The sequence below is a fragment of the Cryobacterium sp. TMT1-2-1 genome (genome assembly GCF_004403955.1).
GTDB lineage: Bacteria > Actinomycetota > Actinomycetes > Actinomycetales > Microbacteriaceae > Cryobacterium > Cryobacterium psychrotolerans.
Genome location: NZ_SOHC01000022.1, coordinates 1 through 20,453, shown reverse-complemented (window position 1 = coordinate 20,453; position 20,453 = coordinate 1). Strand labels below are relative to the sequence as shown.

Here is a 20,453-nt window from a genome sequence, read left to right as displayed (position 1 = left end):
GATCCGGATCCGCCGGCGACCCGGCGCCCGATGGGAGCAACCACGGCACCGGCGCGCGACCGTACGCCCGACGCAGCGACTATGCGCCACGCAGGCGCAAAAGTCCACCCCCTGGACCGGATTCCCGGGCCTTGGTAGTGTTCCTGCAGATAGGGGTGCTCCCCGAATTCCGGCCCTTAGACCCTAATGAGAGGGTTCCCAATGCGGCCGGAAGAGAAGCACACCTCTCGGGGGTAGGACATCGTCGGGGTGACCTGCCCCCTTATCCCGGCCCGAGCCAGGCGAGTTCCGGGTTCAGCCGCGCGCCTCGTGCCGCGCGCCTCGCGCGACCGGCGACAGCAAGGAAAAAGTCCCGAGATGTTCGAACCTCGGGACTGTGGTAGCGGGAGCGGGAATTGAACCCGCGACACCACGATTATGAGCCGTGTGCTCTAACCAACTGAGCTACCCCGCCACGACCTGTCGGCTGCTTCCAGCCTTCAAGCCTGAGCCCCCTGTGGGAATCGGACCCACTACCTCTTCCTTACCAAGGAAGTGCTCTACCAATGAGCTAAGGGGGCACAGCTTCCCACGTTCGGAAGCCTGCCGCGTTTTTGGCAACCGTAAAAGATTATCACCCATCCGGCCGCCCTGTGACCGCTCGGCCGTTTCCGGGCGGACGGAGAAAACTCCGGCGCCGGCCTACTTCACCGAACCGGCCGTCAACCCCCCGACGATGTACTTCTGGAGGTACAGGAACAGCGCCATGACGGGCAGCGCCGCGAGCACCGCGCCGGCCGAGAAGGCACTCCAGTCGGCGTAGTTCGGGTTGGAGACGAGGCGGTAGAGCCCCACGGCGAGGGTCTGCTTCTCCGGGTCGACGAGCAGCACGCTGGCGAGCACGAAGTCGTTCGTGGTGCTGATGAACGACAGCAGGGAGACGACGGCCAGGATCGGGGCGACCAGGCGCAGGATGATCGTGAAGAAGATGCGCGCGTGGCTCGCGCCGTCGATCTTGGCGGCCTCGTCGATGGATGCCGGAATCGTGTTGAAGAATCCGTACATCAGGAAGGTGTTCACGCCCAGCGCGCCACCCAGGTACACCATGATCAGGCCGATCTGGGAGTTCAGCCCGATCGCCGGGAAGATGTCCCCGATCGTGCTCATCAGCAGGAAGATCGCCACAACCCCGAGCAGTTGCGGGAACATCTGCACGAGCACGATGGTCAGCAGGCCGGTCCGGCGCCCGGTGAAGCGCATCCGCGAAAAGGAGTAGGCGGCGAGAGCGCCGAGAAAGACGCTGCCGAGCGCCGTGATTCCCGCGATCATCAGGGTGTTCCCGAACCAGGCTGCGTACGGAGCCTCCGGCGTGTTCAGGATGCGCACGTAGGCGTCGAAGCCGATTTTCGAGAAGAGCGCGTTGGAGCCGGTGAGCGTGCCGTGCGGGTTCAGGGACGCCGACAACACGTAGAGCAGCGGGAACGTCGAGAACACGACCATGACCAGGCCGACCACATGCCGCCAGCCGGTCGACGCGAACCAGCGCTTGAGGGTGAACGGGCGCTTGACCGGGACGAAGCCGGTGGCCTCCGCGGTCGTGCGGGTTGTCGTTTTCATTAGTTGAGATCCTCCAGCGCCTTTGTCTTCCTGAAGCTGATGATCGAGATGACAGCAACGAGGATGAAGATGATGATCGAGAACGCACTCGCCAGGCCGTAATCCCGGGTTTGCCCGGTGAACGCCACCTTGTAGACCATCGAAATCAGGATGTCCGTGGCACCCACGTTCACGCTGGCTTCCGCATCGCGCGGCCCGCCCCCGGTGAGCATGTAGATCAGGTTGAAGTTGTTGAAGTTGAACGCAAAGGACGCGATCAGCAGCGGTGCCACCGAGACGAGCAGCAGCGGCAGCTTGATCAGGCGGAAGACGGCCCACGGGCTGGCCCCGTCGACTGTCGCTGCCTCCTGCAACTCCTCCGGGATCGACTGCAGGGCACCGGTACAGACGAGGAACATGTACGGGAAGCCGAGCCACAGGTTGACCAGGAGGATGCTGAACTTGGCCAGCCACTCGTTGGTGAGCCAGGGTATCTGCGCGCCGCCGAGCAGCACCTGGTTGATGAATCCGAAGCTCTCGCTCAGCATTCCGGCCCAGACGAGCGCGGAGAGGAACGCGGGGAACGCGTACGGCAGGATCATCGCGACGCGGTAGAACTTGCGCCCCTTCATCCGGAGGTCGTTGAAGACGATCGCGAGGAAGAGCCCGAGCAGGAACGTGGACGCCACGGAGATGCCGGCGAAGAAGAACGTCCAGATGGTCACCGAGACCAGCGGGCCACGGATTCCCTCGTCGGTGAAGGCGCGCACGAAGTTGTCGAAGCCGACATTGATCCGCCAGCCCGGGAGCATCTCCTCACCGTCGGGTGAGGTGAAGGCGCCCTCGCCCGTGTCGGAGTAGACCACGCCCGTCCCGGTGTTCGTCATCGTTCCGGCCTGCTCGTCGTAGACGAGGGTCGACAGGTACAGGTAGGCGTTGCGGCCGTCGGGCGTGCGCAGGCTTCCGTCGTTGGGGTCCTCGGAGTACGGGACCGCCATCTTCGTGATCTCATCGGTGCGCGCGACGACGTCCTGGAAGCTCAGGGATGTGTATCCGGCGGCGGCGACGGCCTTGCCGCCTTCGACGGTCGCGTCACTGACCCGCTGCAGCGGCTCGTCGTTGCTGCCGATGCTCACGTCGCCGTCGGGGTCGGTGACGAGCAGGCTGAGCGTGCCGACCCGGTCGACCACGGTCACCGCGTAGGTGGGCGAGTCCGGCACTCGCTCCAGCGCGGAGCTCATCAGCGCCGAGACGGCCTGGTCCTTGTCGCTGTTGTGACCGGTGCTGTAGTTCGTGAAGCCGATGTAGGCGGTGTAGCCGACGGCGAAGATCTGGAAGATCACCAGGAAGATGACACCGGGGGTGAGGTATTTGGCGGGCAGTTTGCCCGGCGAGAAGTAGATCCAGTTGACGATGAGGGTGACGGCGAGCACGAGGCCGAACACGATCCACTGGCCCTTGGCGAAGAGCACGAAGAGCGCATACAGGGCGATGGCATCGACGAGGCCGAGCAGGATGATCTTGACCAGGATGGCCTTGAGGCCGGCCGAGGCCGCCTCGGCTATCCGTGCGGCCTGTCGCTGGCGCCTGGTCGGCTTCTCTTCGTTGGCGACGTCTTCGTCGGTGATGATGCTCATGTGCCTGGTATCCCTAGCCTTCAACCTGCCAATAACGAATCCCCGGGCGGATGCGCGTACGCATCCGCCCGGGGAATGAGGGGGGGGTGTTAGCCGATCGCCTTCGTGACGTCAGCCGACAGCTTCGTCCAGGTGGCCGCGGGGTCGGCGCCGTTGATGACGGCCGCCTGCGCGATTCCCCAGAACTGCCAGACCTGGCCCATTGCCGGGATGGCCGGCATCGGGACGGCCTCGGCACCGACGGCCGCGAAGCCGGCGATGATCGGGTCGGCCGATGCGGCCTCGGCCGAAGCCGAGAGCGCGGGGAGGATGTTGCCGGACTTGAAGAGCTCGGTCTGGACTGCCTCGGTGCCGAGGTAGTTGACCAGGAAGTCGTTCGCGGCAACCTTGTTCTTGCTCTGCTCGCTGACGAAGAAGCCCTTGACGCCGGCAAACGGCTGGGCCGCGTCCTTGGACGGCGGCGCGATGGTGTCGACGGCGAGGTTGATGCCCGCCTCCTTCGCTGCTCCGACGTTCCACGGTCCGGTCAGCCAGAAAGCTGCCTTTCCGGTGGTGAAGGCATCCTTGGCGATGTCACCGGTGATCTCGGTGTTGAAGACGCCGGTGCCCTTCTTGCCCTGGCTGCCGAGCCAGGTCGCGAATTCCACGCCGCCCGCGTTGCCGAGCTCCAGCTTGGTCGAGTCGTAGCCACCGTCGGCGTCGGTGCCGAACACCGGTGCGCCGAACGAGGTCTGGAACGGGTACAGGTGGTACGGGTTGCCGTCGGCACCCTGCTCCACGACGAACGGGTACTTGACGCCGGAAGCCGTGCCCTTGGCGATCATGTCGTCGTACGAGGTGGGTGCGGTCTTGACGAGGTCGGCGTTACGCAGCAGCGCCAGGTTCTCGATGGCGTAGGGGAGCATGTAGGTCTTGCCCTCGTACGTGGAGGCGTTCACCGCGACGTCGAGGAAGCCGTCTGCCTTGTCGCCGAGTTCGATCGGGGCGACGACGCCGTTGGTCACGAGCTCACCGAGCCAGTCGTGGGCGCCCATGGTGACGTCGGGCCCCTTGCCGGACGGAACCTGCTGGATGAAGTCATCCTTCAGCTTTGCGTTGTCCTTGGAGACGAGCTTGACCTTGACGCCGGTCTCGTCGGTGTACGACGCAGCGGCATCCTTCAGTGCGTCGATGCGCTCGGCGTCGACCCAGACGGTCAGGGAGCCGGAGTTCTTGGCGGGGTCCGCCTTCTCGGTGCCCGCGGAGCATCCGGCCAAAGCCAGTGTTGCGACGATTGCTACTGCACCGGCAGCGAGCAGGCCGTTCTTGTTCACCATCATTGGTGTGCCTTTCTAGAGGAACGCTGACAAAAATGCAAGCGATTACATGTATAGCCCGTCATTGAGGGATTGACAACTCAACAAAATACAATCGGTACCAGTTCGTTATTTTGACCGGAATTCACCTCTATGCAAACGCTTCCATGATGGTCCGGATGCCGTAAAGTCTTCCTCATGACAGGCTCAGAGTGGTGGAGAACCGCCGTTATTTACCAGATCTATCCGCGCTCGTTCGCTGACGCGAACGGCGACGGCATGGGAGACCTCGCCGGCATCACCGGCCGCCTCCCCGATTTGCAGGAACTCGGGATCGACGCCATCTGGCTGTCGCCGATGTACACCTCCCCGCAACGCGATGCCGGCTACGACGTCGCCGACTACTGCGACGTCGACCCGCTCTTCGGCACCCTCGGGGACTTCGACATCCTGCAGCGCACCGCCCACTCGCTCGGCATCCGGGTCATCGTCGACCTCGTGCCCAACCATTCCTCGAGCGATCACCCATGGTTCCAGGCGGCCCTCGCCGCCGGGGCCGGCAGCGAGGAGCGCGCGCACTACATCTTCCGCAACGGCCAGGGCGCGGCCGGTGAGCTTCCGCCGAATAACTGGGAGTCCGTCTTCGGCGGCAACGCCTGGACACGCGTCACCGACCCCGACGGCACGCCCGGCCAATGGTACCTGCATCTCTTCGACAGCACCCAGCCCGACTTCGACTGGGACAATCCCTGGGTGCGCGAGCAGTTCCGCGACGTCCTGCGCTTCTGGCTTGATCGCGGAGTCGACGGATTCCGCGTCGACGTCGCGCACGGCATGATCAAGGCCGCCGGCCTCCCGGACTACACCAAGCCGGCCGTCGGCGGAAGCATGGGCGGCGGCGGCGGCCTCGAGCCCGGCATCAGCTCGGAGCCTGCGGACTCGCCGCCGTACTGGGCCCAGGACGGCGTGCACGACATCTACCGGGACTGGCGCATCATCCTCGACGAGTACCCCGGCGAGCGGATCCTCGCGGCCGAGGCCTGGGTCGACCCGCTCGCCCGGGTCGCCGAGTGGGTGCGCCCGGATGAGATGCACCAGGCCTTCAACTTCGCCTACCTCGAGACGCCGTGGCAGGCACCGGCGCTCCGCCGGGTCATCGACGAGTCCCTCGCTGCCTTCGGGGCGGTCGGGGCGCCGAGCACCTGGGTCCTGTCCAACCACGACGTTGTGCGCCACGCGACCCGGCTGGCGCTGTCCGGAGACAACCTGCAGGGCCATGGCATCGGTCCGAACACGGTCGGACTGCCCGACCCGGCCGTCGGCCTGCGCCGCGCCCGCGCCGCCACCGCGCTCATGCTGGCCCTCCCCGGCTCAAGCTACCTCTACCAGGGCGAGGAGCTGGGCCTGCCCGAGGTGGTCGACCTGCCCGACCACGCCCGCGAAGATCCGACCTGGTTCCGCACCGGCGGGGAGCGCTACGGCCGCGACGGCTGCCGCGTGCCCATCCCCTGGCAGGCGGAGGCGCCGTCCTACGGGTTCGGCCCGTCGGAGGCCAGCTGGCTGCCCCAGCCGGCCGAGTGGGCGCACCTCGCGCGCGACCAGCAGGAGGGCGTGCCCGGTTCGACGCTCGAGCTCTACAAGCTCGCCCTGCGGTTGCGCCGGGAGCAGTCGCTTGCCCTGGGCGGGGTGGAGTGGCTGGACGGCTTCGGGGACGCGGTCGTCGCGTTCCGGAACGGCGACGTGCTGGTCCTCGCGAACACCGGGGCGTCTCCCGTGGTACTCCCCGGCGGTGAGGTCCTGCTCTCCAGCGACACCCTGACCGGGCGCACCCTTCCCGGCGACACCACCGCCTGGCTCCGCGCGTAGGTCGCCCCCGGGCGCCCGTCCACGTTGAGTTGCGGACAAAGTACCTTCACTTCGCCAACGAAGGTACTTTCTCCGCGACTCAGTCGGAGAAGTCCGTGGTGGAGTGAGGGTGCGCGCTGGGCGCAGGGCGCTGGACGCGCTGGCGCGCGAACCTAGTTCGTGTTGGCGTAGAGCCACTCGAGCGGGTCGACGTGGGTGCCGTTCAGGCCGCCGCGTCGAATCTCGAAGTGCAGGTGCGGGCCGGTCGACATGCCCGTGTCGCCGGTCTTGCCGACCACCTGGCCGACCTTGACCACGTCACCGACCTTGAAGAGCATCGAGCCGTGGATCATGTGCGCGTAGACGCTGGAGACCAGTTCGCCGTCGATCATGTGGTCGATGACCATGTGCACGCCGAGGCTTCCCTCGCCGTCGATGGCCTGGCTCACGACGCCGTCGGCGATCGACTGGATGGGCGCGCCGATACCGGGGTTGAAGTCCTGGCCGCGGTGGTTGCTCGAGCAGCCGGCGCAGTCGCGGAAGCCGAACTTTGAGCCGATGTGCACGCCAACGGCGAAGGGCCACTGGATGGTGCCGTTCGGGTTGTTGGTGAAGGTCGCTTCCATCCGGATGCCGCTGGCCGCAGCAACCTCGGCGATGGTCTGCGCCTTGTAGCCGTCGCGGTTGACCGTGATGGTGTCCGTCCCGCTGGCGCGAGCCAGCATCTGGGCCGGTTCGCCGTTCGTCGATCGCTGCGCGTCGAAGGCGGCGGCCTGCACGTCGGCCGAGGACAGCAGCGCTTCGGCCGGCAGGGAGGTGGAGACCGCCATCAGGGCAACGAAGGCCATCGCGGCCACGGTGAGGCTCTTCGCGGCCATCGTGCGTGCCCGGTCGCCGGCGGGCCGGACGGGCGGGGTCGCGGCGCGGACCGTCGGCGAAAAGGACGCGGGGGCCGGGGCCGGCTCGGCGGGCGGCGCAAGGAGAACAGCGGGCGCGGCAGCCCGACGTCCGGAGAATTCCTTGCGGCGGGACCTGGCCGAACGGGCCTCCTGCTCCTGCGCGCGCAGCTGGGCGCGGCTGGGCAGCGGAATCGCCGTAGACGTGGTGGTGGGGACCTCCGCCACCAGCAGTTCGAACGCCGAGACCAGGTCGCCCACCGGCGGTGCCGCGACGGCACGGTCGGATTCGGTCAGGACGGCCGGGACGAGGTCGGGTTCGCTGAGCTCGGCGCTGATCAGGAAATCGGCGACCGCAGTGAGCGGAGCGGGCGGCGCGGGCGGCGCGTCATCGTGCGCATCGGCCAAGGCGAGCGGAGCGGGCGCCGGCATCGGTGCGGGCTCGAGAGCTGCCGCTACGGGCGCGGCGGGGGCGAGGGGTGCACTGGCGAGGAGATCGCGTTCGCGCTGTTCGCGAAGCTCGCGGCGAGTGAGCGGCTGCACAGTCCCAGCGGGGTCACCCGCACCGGGCACACAGGCGTCCGGGGCTGAAGAGTGACGTGACAAAGGGCAGGACTTTCGGAGCGGCGGTCAGGTGGCGTGGAGCTCATCTTGGCCAGCGCCAAAATAACAATTGGGTCAAGGCTAGTCCTCGAGGGCCCGCAATTCCAGTCGACCCGCCCGGATGGCACCCGAAAACGGGGGTGGCGACGCCCCCGTCCGTTCACCTTCCGGACACCCGCAAGCCCCTCGGGATCCGCGTCATTCCGCGGTCTGAGACCCCGCCGAACGCGGGATCCGGTTCAGTCGTCCGCCTCGGCCGGGCGGCCCGCAAAGATCTCGGCGAGAAGCGGCTCGAAGGCGTCGTAGACGTCGGGCGCACCGGCGATGAGGAGCCCGCGGCCCTCGGGATCGCCCCCGAGCCCGCCGACCCTGGCGCCGGCCTCCCGGGCGATCAGCGCGCCCGCCGCGTGGTCCCAGGGGTTGAGTCCGCGCTCGTAATAGAGATCGAGTCGACCCGCCGCCACCCCGCACAGGTCGAGCGCGGCAGACCCCATGCGACGGATGTCCCGAACCCGGCCGATGAGCGCGCGAACGATGGTCGCCTCGTCCACCCGCCGAGAGGCACTGTAGGAGAAGCCCGTGCCCAGCAGGGCCAGCGCGAGCGGCACTCCGGTGTTGGCCTGCAGCCTTCGGTCCGCCAGGTAGGCGCCCGCGCCGGCCAGTGCCGTGAACGCCTCGCCGGTGGCCGGGTTGACGACCGCGCCGGCGAGGGCGGTCCAGGTGGCGGGGTCAGGGTCGCCCTCGACGACGGCGATGCTGACGGCGTAGGCGGGGATGCCGTAGAGGTAGTTGACGGTGCCGTCGATCGGGTCGACGACCCAGGTGAGTCCGGAGCTGCCGGCGGTGGCCTCGGACTCCTCGCCGTAGAATCCGTCGTTCGGCCGGGCCTCCGCGAGGAGCCCTCGGATGAGCGCCTCGGTTTCCCGGTCGGCGGGGGTGACGATGTCCTCGGCCGACGACTTCGTGGCGGCAACGGAGACACCCTCGTCCCGTCGGCGGCGGGCCAGGCCCGCTGCGGCGAGCGCGGTCTCGCGGGCGAGGGTGAGCAGTCCGGCTGGCACGGTCGCGGTCATGGCACCAAACTAGCCCGGCCCGGGAGAAGCACAGAAGCCCCGCCCGGGAGAAAGGCAGAAGCCCCGCCCGGGCCTCCGTGGAGGTCGGGCGGGGCTGTCATCCCGGTCACTACCGGGGCTGTGGCGAGTGCGAGATTCGAACTCACGAAGGCTACGCCGTCTGATTTACAGTCAGATCCCTTTGGCCACTTGGGTAACTCGCCAGTACGCACCCGACCATATGAGAACACGTGACCGGAGGCGCTGAATCAGAATACTAGGCTCAGGGCCCCAGTGAGAAATCAGCGGTGCGATCGGCGCGCTCCCGGCGTCGATATGATTCCTCCTGACCCCCGTCTTCAGTCCGGTTAGGAAACCCCATGGTCGGCATCGACGAGGTAGCCCGCCTTGCGGGCGTCTCCACCGCCACCGTTTCCCGCGCGCTCAGCGGCAGCGCCCACGTGTCACCGGCGACCCGGGTCAAGGTCGAAGCCGCGGCCGGGGAACTCGGCTACGTCGTGTCCTCCACCGCATCCAGCCTCGCGTCGGGCCGGATGAAGAACATCGGCGTCGTGGTGCCCTTTCTCAACCGGTGGTTCTTCTCCAGCGTCGTCGAGGGCGCGCAACAGACCCTCCTGCGCAACGGCTACGACCTCACCCTCTACAACCTGACCGGCGGCGGGGAAGAGCGACGCAGCGTCTTCGAGCATTTCCTGCTGCGCCAGCGGGTGGATGCCGTGATCGCGATCTCGCTCGAACTCACCGAGAACGAGGTGGCCCGCCTGCACGCGCTCGGCAAGCCCCTCGTGGGCGTGGGCGGCCCGATTCCCGGCGTGCGCACGCTCACCATCGACGATGTCGCCGTCGCGCGGCTGGCGACCGAGCACCTCCTCGCCCTCGGCCACACTCGCATCGCGCACATCGGCGGGAACAAGGCACTCGACCTCGACTTCCACCTTCCGACGAACCGCCGCATCGGGTACGAGTACGCCCTCACCGAGGCCGGGATCGACCCGTCGCCGGAGCTGTTCCAACCGGCGGACTTCACCATGCCCGGCGGCTACCAGGCCGCCAAGCAGCTCCTCGGCCGGGCGCACAACCGGCCCACCGCCATCTTCGCGGCGTCCGACGAGATGGCGATCGGCTGCATCCTGGCCGCTCGGGACCTCGGAATGGTCGTGCCGCGGGACGTCTCGGTGATCGGCATCGACGACCACGAGCTGGCGGAGTTCTTCGGGCTGAGCACGATCGCGCAGTTCCCCAAGGGGCAGGGGGAGGCAGCGGTGGGGATCCTCCTGGACCAGCTGCATCCGGGCAAGCATGACCAGGCCGGCCTCAACACCCCGATGCCGTTCGAACTCATCGTGCGCTCGAGCACGGCCCGGCCCCAGTAGCCGGTCCGGTCGCGGCTCAGGAGGTGCGCTCGTACCTCCATGGCAGAACGGTCATGTCCAGGCGATGCCTCGGGCCTTCCGCGTCGACGAGCTCCGGCGCGCCGAAGGAGACGTCGCCCTCCCAGAGGACCACGCGCGGGTCGGCGTGGAACCGCGACTCGAAGTAGTCGGGAGCGGCCGCGCGCGCCCGCGCGAGGGCGTGATCGGCGCTGTCGGCGCCCACGAGCGCGCTAAGGCTCACCCAGGTCGGCGGCGCCAGCCGGAACAGTCCCGAGGCGTGGCGCTCCAGGGCGTCCGCGGGGGAAATCCAGATGTGGTCGACGCTCTCGTCGGGGTTCAGCACAACCGGGTCGCCGGGCGCCTTCGCGTAGTAGAACCAGGTTTGGAAGCGCCTCGCCTGGGTCTCCGACGGGGTCCACCGCGCGACCGTCACCAGGGACTCGACCGTCACCGTGAGGCCGGTCTCCTCGAGCGTCTCCCGCGCCGCGGCCTGCCGGGCCGCGGCCTGCTCGTCGCCGGCCGCCACCGCCGCGGCGTCCTCCGGGTCGACGCGCCCGCCGGGGAAGACCCAGGCACCGGCAAACGACCCGCGATGATGCGGCCGTTCGAGCAGGAGCACTTCGATGCCCCGGGCGGAGTCCCGCAGGAGGATGACGGTCGCTGCCGGCTCCGCGTCGTTCGCCGGCCGGGGAGCTTCACTGGGGTGCATGTAAGCCACGATAGTAGGCTGCCGATCATGGGCAACGACGGGACATCGGGCAGGCACGGCATCGCCCGGAGCAGCCTCCTGACACGGAGGCGGCTCGCTCCCAACCCCGGTCCGATGACGCTCGACGGCACCAACTCCTACCTCATCGGCGCGCCGGGCGCCGCGTCGATCGTGGTGGTCGACCCCGGCCCGGTCGATGACGGCCACCTGGCCGCGCTGGCCGGGGCGGGCCCGGTCGAGCTCGTGCTCATCACTCACCACCACCCCGATCACACCGCCGCGAGCGAGCGGTTCGCGCGGCTGACCGGCGCCCGGGTGCGGGCAGTCGACCCCGCGTTCTGTGTCAACGGTGAACCGCTGCAGGGCGGGGAGGAGATTCGCGCGGCGGGAACTCGCATCCGCGTCATCGCGACGCCCGGCCACACGGCGGATTCCGTCTGTTTCCACCTGCCCGACGACGGGCCGAACGGCTCCGTGATCACCGGCGACACCATCCTCGGGCGCGGAACGAGCGTGATCGTTCACCCCGACGGCGCCCTCGGCCCGTACTTGCGCTCCCTGTCCACGCTGCGGGCGCTCGGACCGGCCACCGTGCTGCCCGCCCACGGCCCGTCGCTGCCCGACCTCGCGGCGATCTGCGAGGCCTACCTCGCCCACCGGCGCGAACGCCTCGACCAGGTGCGCCGATCGCTGGTCGACCTCGGGCCGGACGCGACGGTCGAGCAGGTCACCGATCGCGTGTACGCCGAGGCGGATGCCGCGGTGCGATCCGCCGCAGAGGCATCCGTTCGCGCGCAACTGGCCTACCTGCAGGAATCGGGCCACCCGCCCGGCCCGGGCGGAACTCGGTAGCATTGCAGGCATGGCAGACTCAACGTTCGACATCGTCAGCAAGGTCGACCAGATGGAGGCCGACAACGCCCTCCACCAGGCCCAGAAGGAGGTCGTGCAGCGCTACGACTTCAAGAACGTGGGGGCGTCGATCGAGCAGAGCGGCGACAAGGTGCTCATGAAGGCCACCAGCGAGGAGCGCGTCAAGGCGATCCTCGAGGTGTACGAGGCCAAGCTGATCAAACGCGGCATCTCGCTGCGCAGCCTCGACGCCGGCGAGCCGTATGCGTCGGGCAAGGAATACCGGATCGAGGCCTCCCTGAAGGCGGGCATCGACCAGGAGAACGCGAAGAAGATCAACAAGATCATCCGCGACGAGGCGCCCAAGACCGTCAAGAGCCAGATCCAGGGCGACGAGTTGCGCGTGAGCTCGAAGAGCCGCGACGACCTGCAGGCGACCATGGCGCTGCTCAAGGGCAAGGACCTCGACGTCGCCCTGCAGTTCGTGAACTTCCGCTAGCCACGCCGAAAGCCGGGGCCGGTCGAACTCCCGGGCGTGGCGGTACCGCACCGCCGGCCGCCGGCCGCGGCCCGGTAGGCTCACAGCAGATCCGTGAGTCAACCCGAGGGAGCATGATGATCGACCGCGACAGACTGGCCACCCTGCACGCCCGTGAGCTGGAGAGTTTCGCCCTGCGAAACCCCAAATCCGCCGCCGCGTACGCCGCCGCCACGCATCTCTTCGGCAAGGTGCCGATGACCTGGATGAACAAGAAGGCCGGCGGGTTCCCGCTCTATCTCGCGGGGGCACGGGGCAACCGGGTCACCGACATCGACGGGCACGAGTACATCGACTTCGCACTCGGCGACACCGGCGCCATGGCCGGGCATTCACCGCAGGCCGTGGTCGACGCCATCGGCCGTCGCATCTACGAGCAGGGCGGCCTGACCACGATGCTGCCGACCGAGGACGCCGAATGGGTCGGCGCCGAGCTCACCCGCCGGTTCGGGGTCGACCGGTGGAGCTTCTCGCTCACCGCTACCGACGCGAACCGCTGGGCGATCCGCCTGGTGCGCGCGCTCACCGATCGCCCGAAGATCCTCTTCCACAGCTACTGCTACCACGGCAGCGTCGACGAGTCGCTGATCGTCGTCGGCCCGGACGGGGAAGGCATGAGCCGCCCCGGCAACGTCGGAGCGCCGGTCGATGTCACCCAGACCAGCCGGGTGGCGGAGTTCAACGACCTCGAGGGCCTGGAGCGCCAGCTGGCGCACGAGGATGTCGCCGCCGTGCTGATCGAGCCGGCACTGACGAACATCGGCATCGTGCTGCCCGACCCGGGCTACCACGAGGCCGTGCGCGAGCTCACCCGCAAGTACGGGACGCTCCTGATCATCGACGAGACGCACACGTTCTCGGCCGGCCCGGGCGGCGCCACGAAGGCCTGGGGCCTGGATCCGGACATCGTCGTGATCGGCAAGGCGATCGGCGGCGGCATCCCGAGCGGCGCGTACGGCCTGTCCGCGGAGATCGCCGACCGGGTGCTCGGCCGCACCGACCTCGACCTCGTCGACATGGGCGGGGTCGGCGGCACGCTGGCCGGCAGCCCGCTGTCGGTCGCCGCGATGCGCGCCACCCTCGAGCACGTGCTCACGGATGACGCCTTCGACGGCATGATCGCCACCGCCACCCTGTTCACGGAGGGCATGCAGCGCATCCTGGACGAGCTGGAGCTGCCCTGGGCGATCAACCAGCTCGGCGCCCGCGCCGAGTACCGGTTCGTGAAGCCCTACCCGCGCACCGGAACCGAGGCGCACGAGGCCGCGGACGAGGGGATCGAGGACTTCCTGCACCTCTACCTGGCGAACCGGGGCATCCTGCTCACGCCGTTCCACAACATGGCCCTGATGTCCCCCGATACGAGCGCCGCGGACGTCGAGGCGCACCTCGCCGTCTTCGAGTCCGCCGTCCGCGAGCTCCTGAACCGCTAACCCCCCGATCCCCCTCGCCAATCCCCCCATCCCCCTTCGCCGAACTGTGAGTTTGGCACCTTCCCGGACCCCGGGAAGGTGCCAAACTCACAGTTCGGCGGATGAGCGGGGAGGCTATTCGGCGCGGGAGATGTTGACCATGTCGGGGCGCGGGACGACCTTGACGCGGGTGCGTCCTTCCTCGGCGCCCAGGGCGAGCTCGTGCAGGTCGAGGTTGTGCCACCCGGCGAGGTTCGTGTACCGGATTCCGCGTTCGTGCAGCAGGTCGAGGATGCTCTGCTCGGACGGAGACTCGGGCCGCCACCAGTTGCCGAGGTCGTTGATGAGGTGCCTGATGGTTTCCATCGCGTCCGACTTGGTGTGGCCGATCAGCCCGACCGGACCGCGCTTGATCCACCCGGTCACGTAGACGCCGTACATCTGCTGGTTGGCGCTGGCCGAACCGGACGACGGGGCGCCCTTCCAGAGCACCTGCCCCTCGCGGTTGGGAATGACGCCGCGCTTCTTGTCGAACGGGATGCCGGGCAGCGGCGTGCCGAAGTAGCCGACCGCCCGGTAGAGGGCCTGGATCGGCAGCTCGCGGATCTCGCCGGTCCCGACGACCCCGCCGGCGCCATCCGGCCGGGTGCGCTCGTACCGGAACGCGCCGACCCGGCCCGTGCCGTCGTCGACGACCTCGACCGGCTTCGCGAAGAAGTGCAGGTGCAGCCTGCGGCTCGCCGTCCCGGTTTCGCGCTGGCGCCACTGGTTCAGCACCTTGTCGATGACGAAGACCTGCTTGTTGCTCGCGACCGCGTCCCTGGCCGCGTCGTCGTAGTCGAAGTCCTCGTCGTAGAGCACGATGTCCACGTCGCGCAGCTCGCCCAGCTCCCGCAGTTCGAGCGGGGTGAACTTCACGGATGTCGGCCCGCGGCGCCCGAACACGTGCACGTCGGTGACCGGCGAGGCCTTGAGCCCCTCGTAGACGTTGGCCGGGATCTCGGTGGAGAGCAGGTCGTCGGCGTGCTTGGCCAGGATGCGCGCGACATCCAGCGCCACATTGCCGTTGCCGATGACGGCCACGTCCGTGGCGTCCAGGGGCCAGGTGCGCGGCACGTCGGGATGCCCGTCGAACCAGCTCACGAATCCGGCCGCTCCGTAGGAGCCCTCGAGGTCGATGCCGGGGATCTTGAGGTCGGCGTCGTGCACGGCGCCGGTGGCGAAGATCACGGCGTTGTAGTGCTTCTTCAGGTCTTCGAGGGTGATGTCCGTGCCGTAGCGCACGTTGCCGAACAGGCGGATGTCCCCGCGATCGAGCACATTCCGCAGCGCGGAGATGATGCCCTTGATCCGCGGGTGGTCGGGCGCGACCCCGTACCGGACCAGGCCATAGGGCGCCGGGAGGTGGTCGAACAGGTCGATCGACACGTCGAAGTTCCGCTCCGCCTTGAGCAGGATGTCGGCGGCGTAGATGCCCGCGGGCCCCGCGCCGACTATGGCCAATCGCAACTTGGTCATGGGAGCCCTTCTAGCTGGATCGCTCGACGATTGTTTCGGCAAAGCGGGTCAGCGCCTTCTTGACGGATCCGGCCGGCAGGGGGCTCAGCGCCTCCACCGCGTCGCGGGCCCAGCCGTGTGCCTCGGCCAGCGTCTCCGCGGTGACCTCGTGTTCCCGCAGCGCCGCGATGGCCGCGTCGGCCGCGGCGGAGGGAGCGCCGCCGCTGGACATCACGTCTTCCTCGAGCCGGTTCACGAGGGAGGCCGCGCCCGCATCCGTTTGCGCTCGCTCCCGCAGCCGCAGGAGCGGCAGCGTCGCCACCCCGGCGCGCAGGTCGGTGCCGGGCACCTTGCCGGTCGACTCCGGCTGGGGGGACAGGTCGATGACGTCGTCGATCAGCTGGAAGGCGACGCCGATCCTTTCGCCGAACATCACGACGGGACGCTCGAGCTCGCCCGGGGCGCCGGAGAACACGATGCCAGCCTGCGCGGCGGCCGCAATGAGCGATCCGGTCTTGTCGGCGAGCACCTGGATGTAATGCTGCACCGGGTCCGCGCCGCCCTGCGCGCCGACGGTCTCGTGCAGCTGGCCGAGGACGAGGCGTTCGAAGGTGTCCGCCTGAAGGCGGATCGCGCGCTCCCCCAGCCGGGCCATGAGCTGGCTGGCCCGGGCAAACAGCAGGTCCCCGGTGAGGATGGCGACGGAGTTGCCCCACACGGTCTGCGCGCTCGGGATGCCGCGCCGCTTGTCGGCGTCGTCCATCACGTCGTCGTGGTACAGCGAGGCCAGGTGCGTGATCTCGATCGCGGTCGCCGCGGTCACCACGTCGGGCACCGAACCGCCGCCGAGGTGGGCGGTGAGGAGGGCGAGCATCGGGCGCACGCGCTTGCCGCCGGCATTCAGCAGGTAACGGCTGGTCACATTGGCGATGTCGTCGGCGAACGTGACCTCGGCGAGCAACCCGGACTCCACCTGCACGAGGCCGGCGTCGATGCCGGCGGCCAGTCCACGGTCGGCGGCCGTCGAGAAGATGCGGTCACGGAGGCCGAGTTGCGACGTCACCGACGGACTGCGGCGGATCACGGGAGCGCTCGGTTTCACTCTGTCAGCCTAAACGATTGGAACCGGGAAGAAATCAGGAGTCCGCCACGGGCGTATCCGCCGGCTTGATCCCGCGGTGCAGAGCGACGATGCCGAGGGTGAGGTTGCGGTGCGCGACCGAGACGAAACCGGCGTCCCGCAGCCAACCGGCGAGCGTGGCCTGGTCCGGCCAGGCCGCGATCGATTCGCCGAGGTAGTCGTAGGCCTCGGCGTTCGACGAGACGAGCGTGACGATCCGGGGCATCACGTGATTGAGGTAGGCGAAGTAGCCGGCGCGGATCGGCCCGAAGGGCGGCGTCGAGAACTCGCAGATGACGACGCGCCCGCCCGGCTTGACGACCCGGTAGAACTCGTCGAGCGCCTTCTTCGGCGGGGACACGTTGCGGAGTCCGAAGGAGATGGTAACGGCGTCGAACTCGTTGTCGGCGAAGGGAAGCGCCGTCGCATCCGCCTGCACGAACTCGAGGTTCGGGTTGTCGGCGTGGCGGGTGCGGCCGACCTCGATCATCCCGCCGGAGAAGTCGGCGGCGACGACGTGCGCGCCGGTTCGGGTCAGGGCGACGCTCGAGGTTCCGGTGCCGGCGGCGATGTCGAGGATGCGCTCGCCCCGTTGCGGGTTGACCGCCTTCGTCGTCGCCAGGCGCCAGAGCGCGGCGTTGCCGACCGAGAGCACGGCGTTGGTGCGGTCGTAGTGCGTGGAGACCTGGTCGAACATGGCGGCAACCTGCTTCGGCTGCTTGTTGAGGTCTGCCCTAGTCATCCATCCAGTCTAGGTCGGGCCGGGCCGCGCCGGACTCGGGCGTAGTCTGGACCCGTGAATGTGCAGGCCCTGACGGTCGAAACCACCCCGATTCCCGACATCCGTCAACTCATTCCGCTGCTCGACCGGCGCGACCCGCTGCTCTGGATGCGCCGCGGCCAGGGCCTGGCCGGCATCGGCACCGCGCTTCGGCTCGAGTTCTCCGGGCCGGGCCGCATGACGGATGCCGCACTCGCCTGGCGCCGCGTCGTGGAAGCGGCCGCGGTGACCGACCCGCTCGCCCGCACCGGCACCGGACTGCTCGCGTTCGGCGCCTTCGCCTTCGACGAGTCCTCCGCCGAGGCCAGCGTGCTGATCGTGCCGCAGGTCATCGTCGGCCGGGAGGACGGACAGTGCTGGGTGACCAGGATCTGGCCCACCGGCTCCGACGCGCCGGACATCCCGCTCGAGCTGCACCCCCTCGGCGACGAATACCGGGTCGCCCTGGGCCCCGGGTCCCTGTCGGCAGCCGGCTACCGGGCCGCGGTCGCCGAGGCGGTCGGGCGGATTGCCGCCCAGGACCTGAGCAAGGTCGTGCTCGCACGCGACCTGGCCGGACGGCTCCCCGCCGCGGCCGACCTGCGCCGGCCGATCACCGAGCTCGCGCTCGGCTACCCGGACTGCTGGACCTACGCCGTCGACGGCCTGTTCGGCTCGAGCCCGGAGACCCTGATCCGGGCCGACCACGGCGAGGTGAACGCCCGGGTGCTCGCCGGGACGATCTCGCGGGGGGCGGATCCCGTCGCCGACACCGAGGCCGCCCTGGCCCTGGCGACCTCGACCAAGGACGGCGACGAGCACGAGTTCGCCGTGCAGAGCGTGCTCCAGTCGCTCCGCCCGCACACCTCGCACATCACCACGAGCGAGATCCCGTTCACGGTGAAACTGCCGAACCTGTGGCACCTCGCGACCGACCTCGAGGGCACGCTGAGTGACGGCTCCACCTCGCTGGACCTGATCGCCGCCCTGCACCCGACCGCCGCGGTGGCCGGCACCCCCACGGCGAGCGCCCTCGCGCTCATCCGCGAACTGGAACCGTTCGACCGCGGTCGGTACGCGGGGCCGGTGGGCTGGGTCGGCGCCGATGGCGACGGTGAGTGGGCCATCGCCCTGCGCTGCGCCCAGGTCGGTCCGGACGGTGACGTTACCGCGTACGCTGGCTGCGGCATCGTGCTGGACTCTGACCCCGAGAAGGAACTCGCCGAAACCCGGATGAAGTTCCGACCGGTCGTCGAGGCCTTCGACTGACCCCGCCGCTCAGGACGCGCGGAGGCGGGCCTTTTCCGTCTTGATGTCGTAGTCCGCTTCCGGCCAGCTGAGCTCCATTCGGGTGAGCGCGTCGATCAGCAGGTGCTGCACCGCGAGGCGGGCGTACCATTTGTGGTCGGCCGGGATGACGAACCACGGGGCCGCCGTCGTCGAGGTGCGCTCAAGGGCGACCTGGTAGGCCTCCTGGTAGGCGGGCCAGTGCAGCCGCTCGTCGACGTCTCCCGGGTTGTACTTCCAGTATTTGTCCGGCCGGTCGAGCCGCTCGGCGAGGCGCGATTTCTGCTCGTCGGAGCTGATGTGCAGCATCACCTTGATGACCGTCGTGCCGTCGTCGGTGAGCTCCTGCTCGAACGCGTTGATCTCGTCATAGCGCTCGTCGATCGTCTCCAGCGGGAACAGCTCCCGCACCCGGGTGATCAGCACATCCTCGTAGTGGGAGCGGTCGAAGACACCGAACCGGCCGGCGCCGGGAAGCTGCTTGCGGATGCGCCAGAGGAAGTCGTGGGAGAGTTCGGCCTTCGTGGGCGCCTTGAAGGCGAAGTGGTCGATGCCCTGCGGGTCGGCCGCGCCGACGACGTGGCGAACGATTCCGCCCTTGCCGGAGGTGTCCATGGCCTGGAGCACGAGGAGCACCTTGCGCTCGTCCCCGTCCTGGCTGCCGGCGAAGAACATCTCCTGCTGGTGACGGAAGATGCTGGCGCCCTTCCGCAGCGCCTCGACCGAGTGCTTCTTCTTGCCGTCGAAGCCGGGGGTCGACGTCGTGTCGACGTCGGCGAGGCTGAATCCCGGATTCACGCGGAGCGAGTCGATCGGGTCGCCCGTCCAGAACTTTTCGATTTTCGCCTTCGCGCCCATGCCGAGCCCCTTCGTCCAGGTCATTCCGTCCGTGGTCAATCCGCCAACACTACAGCGGGCACCGGTGCAGGCGGCTACCGGGCGAGCGGAACTTCGAGGATGCTCGGGCCGCGAGGGGGACCGGTCAGCGCCCGTTCGAGCTCGCTCCGGGTCGCCGCGCGGCTGTACTCCCAGCCGTAGGCCGAAGCCAGCGCGGACAGGTCGACCCGCTGCGGCGTGAACAGCACGCGGTCGAGGGCCGCGGCCGGAGCCGATGCGGCCACCTCGAGGCCGTCGAAGATACTGCCTCCCCCGTCATTGCCCACGATGACCTGCAGGCGGGGCAGCGGCTCCCCCGGCGCCAGGAGCAACGATCCGGCGTCGTGCAGGAGGGCCAGGTCGCCCAGCAGCAGCCGGGTGGTCCCGGTCGAGCGGGGATCCGGCCCCGCCTGGCCGGCCAGCGCGATTCCGATGGCCGTGGCGACGGTGCCATCGATCCCGGCCAGGCCGCGGTTGGCGTGCACGCTGATCTTCTTGCCGGGCACGCGGCTGTCGGCCTCCCGGATCAGGCGGGACGCACCGAGGACCAGCCGGTCGTGCGGCCACGACGCGCGCCAGAGGGCATCCACGAGCATGGGGCGGGTGACCGGGGCGCGCATGAAGGCGAGTTCGGCGCGGCCGATGCCCCGCTCATCGATCGGCGCGGCGGCCAGTGCCGGGTCGGCCGCGAGGATCTGCCGGCTGGTCATCACCCATCGGCCGAGCCACTCCCGTGCCTCCGGGGTCGCCGCTGCTGCGGCGGCCTCCTCGTCCGGCCGGGCCGCGGCAGCGAAGTGCGCCACCCGGTGACCGGGGTTGTACCTCTCGGCGCCCGGCGAGGCCACGACGATGGTCTCAACGTCGCCCCGCTGGAGCAGGGCGGGGATCTCCCGGCTGAGCGTCGGGTGACCGAACACGATCGCGCGCTCGATCCGTCCGCCGAAGTCGGGGTCGCGCAGCAGTTCCCGGTAGGCCGCCACCAGGGTGGGCCCGAAGCGGGCACCGCTGGACACCTCGGCGAGCAGCGGCCAGCCGCCGGCGCGGGCGAACTCCTCGGCCGCCGGGCCGGCCGCGTGGCCGGCGATGACGACCGTGCGCGGACCCG

Annotated in this window: 16 protein-coding genes, 3 tRNA genes and 1 pseudogene; 6 read left to right on the top strand and 14 right to left on the bottom strand. The window is 69.0% G+C overall.

The window, feature by feature from the left end; genetic code table 11:
- Nucleotides 1-377: 377 nt before the first annotated feature.
- The 5 genes from E3T33_RS03365 to E3T33_RS03345 all read right to left on the bottom strand — a co-directional run bounded on the left by E3T33_RS03365 (nucleotide 378) and on the right by E3T33_RS03345 (nucleotide 4,531).
- Nucleotides 378-454 (bottom strand) — tRNA-Met (locus tag E3T33_RS03365).
- A 34-nt stretch (nucleotides 455-488) separates the two neighbouring features.
- Nucleotides 489-560 (bottom strand) — tRNA-Thr (locus E3T33_RS03360).
- A 121-nt stretch (nucleotides 561-681) separates the two neighbouring features.
- Nucleotides 682-1,596: a sugar ABC transporter permease gene (locus tag E3T33_RS03355; RefSeq protein WP_092323384.1), complete on the bottom strand. Its 915-nt coding sequence runs from the start codon at nucleotides 1,594-1,596 to the stop codon at nucleotides 682-684.
- Entirely contained in the window at nucleotides 1,596-3,212 is a 1,617-nt protein-coding gene (locus E3T33_RS03350) for an ABC transporter permease subunit (protein ID WP_134476253.1), read from the bottom strand. The genes E3T33_RS03355 and E3T33_RS03350 overlap by 1 nt, the downstream gene beginning before the upstream one ends.
- Nucleotides 3,213-3,301: 89 nt before the next feature.
- Nucleotides 3,302-4,531 carry a maltose ABC transporter substrate-binding protein gene (locus tag E3T33_RS03345; protein ID WP_134476252.1) on the bottom strand — a complete coding sequence of 410 codons (1,230 nt, stop codon included), beginning with the start codon at nucleotides 4,529-4,531 and terminating at the stop codon, nucleotides 3,302-3,304.
- Nucleotides 4,532-4,705: 174 nt separating this feature from the next.
- On the opposite strand from E3T33_RS03345, the gene E3T33_RS03340 reads away from it, so the two are divergent.
- The gene (locus tag E3T33_RS03340; protein ID WP_134574742.1) at nucleotides 4,706-6,373 is read left to right on the top strand and encodes an alpha-amylase family glycosyl hydrolase; all 1,668 of its coding nucleotides are present in this window, start codon (nucleotides 4,706-4,708) and stop codon (nucleotides 6,371-6,373) included.
- Nucleotides 6,374-6,525: 152 nt separating this feature from the next.
- On the opposite strand, the gene E3T33_RS15645 is transcribed toward E3T33_RS03340, so the two are convergent.
- From E3T33_RS15645 to E3T33_RS03325, 3 genes are all read right to left on the bottom strand, one after another.
- Entirely contained in the window at nucleotides 6,526-7,791 is a 1,266-nt protein-coding gene (locus E3T33_RS15645; RefSeq protein WP_134574741.1) for a M23 family metallopeptidase, read from the bottom strand.
- Nucleotides 7,792-8,090: 299 nt separating this feature from the next.
- Nucleotides 8,091-8,924 (bottom strand): inositol monophosphatase family protein, encoded by an 834-nt coding sequence (locus E3T33_RS03330; protein WP_134476249.1) that lies wholly within the window; start codon nucleotides 8,922-8,924, stop codon nucleotides 8,091-8,093.
- Nucleotides 8,925-9,045: 121 nt separating this feature from the next.
- Nucleotides 9,046-9,127: transfer RNA gene (locus E3T33_RS03325), tRNA-Tyr, on the bottom strand.
- Between the two features lie 156 nt (nucleotides 9,128-9,283).
- On the opposite strand from E3T33_RS03325, the gene E3T33_RS03320 reads away from it, so the two are divergent.
- The gene (locus tag E3T33_RS03320) at nucleotides 9,284-10,297 is read left to right on the top strand and encodes a LacI family DNA-binding transcriptional regulator (protein ID WP_092323373.1); all 1,014 of its coding nucleotides are present in this window, start codon (nucleotides 9,284-9,286) and stop codon (nucleotides 10,295-10,297) included.
- Nucleotides 10,298-10,313: 16 nt separating this feature from the next.
- On the opposite strand, the gene E3T33_RS03315 is transcribed toward E3T33_RS03320, so the two are convergent.
- On the bottom strand, nucleotides 10,314-11,006 hold the full coding sequence (locus tag E3T33_RS03315; protein ID WP_134574740.1) for an NUDIX domain-containing protein: 693 nt from the start codon (nucleotides 11,004-11,006) through the stop codon (nucleotides 10,314-10,316).
- Between the two features lie 27 nt (nucleotides 11,007-11,033).
- Between E3T33_RS03315 and E3T33_RS03310 the strand changes: the two genes are divergently transcribed.
- The 3 genes from E3T33_RS03310 (at nucleotide 11,034) to E3T33_RS03300 (ending at nucleotide 13,829) form a co-directional block, all read left to right on the top strand.
- A complete protein-coding gene (locus tag E3T33_RS03310) occupies nucleotides 11,034-11,858 on the top strand; it encodes an MBL fold metallo-hydrolase (RefSeq protein WP_134574739.1) in 825 nt (274 codons plus the stop codon).
- A gap of 10 nt (nucleotides 11,859-11,868) precedes the next feature.
- Entirely contained in the window at nucleotides 11,869-12,357 is a 489-nt protein-coding gene (locus tag E3T33_RS03305; RefSeq protein ID WP_134476245.1) for a YajQ family cyclic di-GMP-binding protein, read from the top strand.
- Nucleotides 12,358-12,470: 113 nt separating this feature from the next.
- Complete coding sequence (locus E3T33_RS03300; RefSeq protein WP_198417236.1) at nucleotides 12,471-13,829, top strand: transaminase; 1,359 nt, start codon at nucleotides 12,471-12,473, stop codon at nucleotides 13,827-13,829.
- A gap of 114 nt (nucleotides 13,830-13,943) precedes the next feature.
- On the opposite strand, the gene E3T33_RS03295 is transcribed toward E3T33_RS03300, so the two are convergent.
- Genes E3T33_RS03295 through ubiE form a run of 3 tightly spaced genes read right to left on the bottom strand, consistent with a single transcriptional unit; the run spans nucleotide 13,944 to nucleotide 17,167 of the window.
- On the bottom strand, nucleotides 13,944-15,326 hold the full coding sequence (locus tag E3T33_RS03295; protein WP_134574738.1) for an FAD-dependent oxidoreductase: 1,383 nt from the start codon (nucleotides 15,324-15,326) through the stop codon (nucleotides 13,944-13,946).
- 10 nt (nucleotides 15,327-15,336) lie between these two features.
- Nucleotides 15,337-16,407, bottom strand: coding sequence for a polyprenyl synthetase family protein (locus E3T33_RS03290; protein WP_134574737.1), 1,071 nt, complete (start codon nucleotides 16,405-16,407; stop codon nucleotides 15,337-15,339).
- A 34-nt stretch (nucleotides 16,408-16,441) separates the two neighbouring features.
- Nucleotides 16,442-17,167 carry a bifunctional demethylmenaquinone methyltransferase/2-methoxy-6-polyprenyl-1,4-benzoquinol methylase UbiE gene (gene ubiE / locus E3T33_RS03285; RefSeq protein ID WP_092323356.1) on the bottom strand — a complete coding sequence of 242 codons (726 nt, stop codon included), beginning with the start codon at nucleotides 17,165-17,167 and terminating at the stop codon, nucleotides 16,442-16,444.
- 54 nt (nucleotides 17,168-17,221) lie between these two features.
- Here ubiE and E3T33_RS03280 point away from each other — a divergent pair, with 54 nt between their 5' ends.
- Entirely contained in the window at nucleotides 17,222-18,454 is a 1,233-nt protein-coding gene (locus E3T33_RS03280) for an isochorismate synthase (RefSeq protein WP_241977239.1), read from the top strand.
- A gap of 9 nt (nucleotides 18,455-18,463) precedes the next feature.
- On the opposite strand, the gene E3T33_RS03275 is transcribed toward E3T33_RS03280, so the two are convergent.
- Entirely contained in the window at nucleotides 18,464-19,330 is an 867-nt protein-coding gene (locus E3T33_RS03275; RefSeq protein WP_134574757.1) for a PPK2 family polyphosphate kinase, read from the bottom strand.
- Nucleotides 19,331-19,404: 74 nt separating this feature from the next.
- A pseudogene (locus E3T33_RS15135) lies at nucleotides 19,405-20,453 on the bottom strand (2-succinyl-5-enolpyruvyl-6-hydroxy-3-cyclohexene-1-carboxylate synthase); the annotation flags it as partial.